The organism is Streptomyces ossamyceticus (assembly GCF_001418475.1).
Classification (GTDB): Bacteria; Actinomycetota; Actinomycetes; order Streptomycetales; family Streptomycetaceae; genus Streptomyces; species Streptomyces ossamyceticus.
In genome coordinates this window covers 1-3688 of the sequence record NZ_LIQX01000945.1, presented here as the reverse complement: position 1 = coordinate 3688, position 3688 = coordinate 1, and the positions used below count along the sequence as shown (strand labels likewise).

The following is a 3688-nucleotide window of genomic DNA, read 5'->3' as shown; positions in this document are numbered from 1 at the left end:
GGCCCCGTCGAGCAGCAGCCGCGCCGCCACCGCCGTCCCGTCGGTGCGGACCGTGGCGGCGACGGCCCCCGCACGCTCCCCCGTCTCCGGGGCGAGCGCCACCTCCAGCGCGGCCGACAGGGAGGCGTGGGTCGGGACGGGGCCGTCGTGGGCCGCGCCGATGCCGAGGGCCGCCACCCGGCCCGCCCAGTACGGCTGGTCCGCCAGCTGCGGTACGACGACCTGGGGCGCGCCGCACCGGGCGGCCGTGGTCGTGGTGCCGGCGCCCCCGTGGTGGACGACGGCGGCCACCCGCCCGAACAGCGCCTGGTGGTTGACCTCGCCGACGGCGAGGCAGTCGTCCCGCTCGTCGATCAGGGCGAGATCGGCCCAGCCGCGCCCGACGAGCACCCGGCGGCCGTGCGCCCGCACCGCGTCGACGGCGACACGGGCGACGTCCCGCGAGGTGTGCATCGGCATGCTGCCGAAGCCCACGTAGACCGGGGGGTCGCCGGCGTCCAGGAACGCCGACAGCTCCTCCGGCAGGGGCCGTTCGTCGGGCAGGAACCACACGCCGGTCTGGACGACGTCGAAGTCCGGCATCTGCGTCGGCGGGTCGAGGACGGGGTCCGTCGCCAGCCAGGGCCGGTCGCCGACGACATGGTCGCGGACGCCGTCCACCGGGGGCAGTCCGGCGGCGGCCCGGTGGGTGTTCAGCGCCTCCCCGAACAGCGCGTCGACGGCCTCGGCGTCGAGGTCCCACAGCGCCCGGTTGTCGGTCACGTCCGGCGGCAGCGGACGGCCCGGGTACGCCAACGGCGGGCGCTGCGGCGACGGCAGCGTGAGCTGCTGGAAGGTCACGGACACCGAGGGGATGCCAAGTCTCTCGGCGACCGAGCGCGCACCGGCCGCGGCCGGGATCATGCCGGTCGCCACGAGGACGTCCCAGCCCTCGGCCGCCGCGGTGATCACCTCGAACTGATTGGCGATCACCTGGGCGGCCCGTTCGGGGATCGTCGACGCGGGCGGCGCCGCCTTCGTCAGCGACCGCGCCGACGGCCCGTACGGCACCATCTCCACACCGATCCCGGCGAGCAGCTTCCCGAACTCCTCGTCGGACGGGCCGCACACCCGTACCTCGGCGCCCGACTCCCGCAGACTCGCGGCCAGTCCCGCCATCGGCTGGATGTCCCCCCGCGACCCGTAGGTCGACAGCACAACGCGCACTCCACCACTCCCGATCTCCGCCGAACTCCCGCTCAGGCCGGTGATTCTGCGGTACGACCGGGCCCTTGCCGCAAGACCCCCCGTGCGCTATAAGTTGAGCACGGCAAGGAGTTCGGTGACTCCTTGCCCTTTCGTTTGCGCCCGGCCGCTCAGAACGTGAGCACGGCCCGCGCGACCCTCCCCTGCGCCGCGTCCTGGGCCGCCTTCGCGAAGTCCTCCACCGGGTACGTGGCGGTCACCAACTCGTCGAGCAGCAGCCGCCCTTCGCGGTACAGCTCGGCGTAGAGCGCGATGTCCCGCTGCGGGCGGGACGATCCGTAACGGCAGCCCAGGATCGCCTTGTCCAGGTAGAGGGAGGAGACCCGGAAGGACGCCTCGGCCGTGGCCGCCGGTACGCCCAGCAGCACCGCCTGCCCCCGCCGGTCCAGCAGATCGATCGCCTGGCGGATGAGTTCGACGCGGCCGACGCACTCGAAGGCGTGGTCGACACCGGTCGGCACGACCTCCCGTGCTTCTTCCACGGAGGTGAGGAAGTGCGTGGCGCCGAACTGCCGGGCCACGGTCTCCTTCTCCGGGTTGGCGTCGACCGCGACGATCCGGGTCGCGCCCGCGATACGCGCCCCCTGGATGACGTTGAGTCCGATGCCCCCGGCCCCGATGACGAGCACGCTCTCGCCCCGGTCGACGTGCGCCCGGTTGAGGACCGCGCCGACCCCGGTCAGTACGCCGCACCCGATCAGCGCGGCGGACGGCAACGGAATGTCGTCCGGTATCCGCACGGCCTGCACGGCCTTGACGACCGTCCGCTCCGCGAAGGCGGAGTTGGCGGCGAACTGGAACACCGGCTCCGCACCGCGTGTGAACGGCCGCTCCGGGCGCCCGATCGCGCGACGGCACATGGTGGGCCGCCCCCGGTCGCAGTCGGCGCAGGTCCCGCAGTTGGCGAGGGTGGACAGCGCCACATGGTCACCGGGCCGGACGTGGGTGACACCCGCGCCCACCGCGTCGACGACGCCCGCGCCCTCGTGCCCGAGCACCACCGGCGCCGGGAACGGGATCGTCCCGTCCACCACCGACAGATCGCTGTGGCAGAGCCCGGCCGCCGCGACCGCGACCCGCACCTCGCCGGGCCCCGGCTCCCGGACGTCGAGATCGTCGACGACCTCGACCCGCTTCCCGTCGAACACGACACCTCTCACGCCGGCACCCCCCGACCCACCGTCGACAGGCCGACCCTCACCCTCCGCACCGTCGTCACGCCCTCAACCCCTCGGTTCCCTCGGCAGACCGAGCACCCGCTCGGCGATGATCGTGCGCTGCACCTCGTCCGAACCGCCGTAGATGGTGTCGGCCCGGCTGAACAGGAACAGGTGCTGAAGCGGATCGAGTGCGTACGGCGCCCCCGGCGACCACTCCACGGGCCCCACCGCCGCGTCCGCGCCCCGCACCTCCATCGCCAGCTCCCCGAGCCGCTGATGCCATCGCCCCCACAGCAGCTTGGCCACGCTGGGCGCGCCCGGCTCCTCCGAACCGCCCAGCGTCCGCAGGGCGTTCCACCGCATCACCCGCAGCTCCGCCCACTGCCGCACGAGCCGCTCCCGTACGACGGGGTCGTCGGCTGCGCCGGTCGCCACGGCGGCCCGTACGACGTCGCGCAGCTCCTCCGCGAACCCGATCTGCTGGGCGAGCGTCGACACACCGCGCTCGAAGCCGAGGAGGCCCATGGCGACCCGCCAGCCGTCGCCCTCGCCGCCGACGACATGGGTCGCGCGCGCCCCGTCGAAGAACACCTCGTTGAACTCGCTCGTGCCGGTCATCTGCCGGATCGGCTGCACCTCGACACGGCCCGGCTGCGCCATGGGGACGAGCAGGAACGACAGCCCGTGGTGGCGCCGCGACCCGGGTTCGGTGCGCGCCAGCACGAAGCACCAGTCCGCCTCGTGGGCGAGCGAGGTCCAGATCTTCTGCCCGGTGACGGTGTACGTCCCGTCCGGGCGGCGCTCGGCCCTGGTGCGGACGGCCGCGAGGTCGGAGCCGGCGCCGGGTTCGCTGTAGCCCTGGCACCACAGCTCCTCGCCGCGGGCGATCGGCGGCAGGAACCGCTCCTTCTGCTCCCGGCTCCCGAAGGCGATCAGGGTGGGGGCGAGCAGCTTCTCCCCGATGTGCCCCGACCTGGGCGGCACGCCGGCACGCGCGTACTCCTCGGCCCACACGACCTGCTGCACGAGCGTGGCCGTCCGGTTCCCGTACCCGCCTTCCGCCCACCCGAGCCCGATCCACCCGTCGCCCCCGAGCGTCCGCTCCCAGGCCCGCCGGTCCCCGGCGCGATGGGCGTGCGCCGACAGCCAGCCCCGCACCTCGGCCCGGAACGCCTCACTCTCCACCCCGAATCCGAACTCCACCCACCTGCACCGCCTTCGGTCGACCCATTCAGAGCCACTTGACCCACCAGGCGCGCCCGCTCAAGGGGCGCGGGGAACTG

At 73.9% G+C, this 3688-nt stretch carries 3 protein-coding genes; all 3 read right to left on the bottom strand.

The window, feature by feature from the left end; genetic code table 11:
* Positions 1–1206, bottom strand: a 1206-nt coding sequence (locus AOK15_RS40830; RefSeq protein WP_055524279.1) for a glycosyltransferase, incomplete at its 3' end; no start/stop codon positions are given.
* Positions 1207–1355: 149 nt separating this feature from the next.
* Positions 1356–2405, bottom strand: coding sequence for a Zn-dependent alcohol dehydrogenase (locus tag AOK15_RS40825; protein WP_055524278.1), 1050 nt, complete (start codon positions 2403–2405; stop codon positions 1356–1358).
* Between the two features lie 63 nt (positions 2406–2468).
* Positions 2469–3608, bottom strand: coding sequence for an acyl-CoA dehydrogenase family protein (locus tag AOK15_RS40820; RefSeq protein WP_055524276.1), 1140 nt, complete (start codon positions 3606–3608; stop codon positions 2469–2471).
* Between the last annotated feature and the right edge of the window lie 80 nt (positions 3609–3688).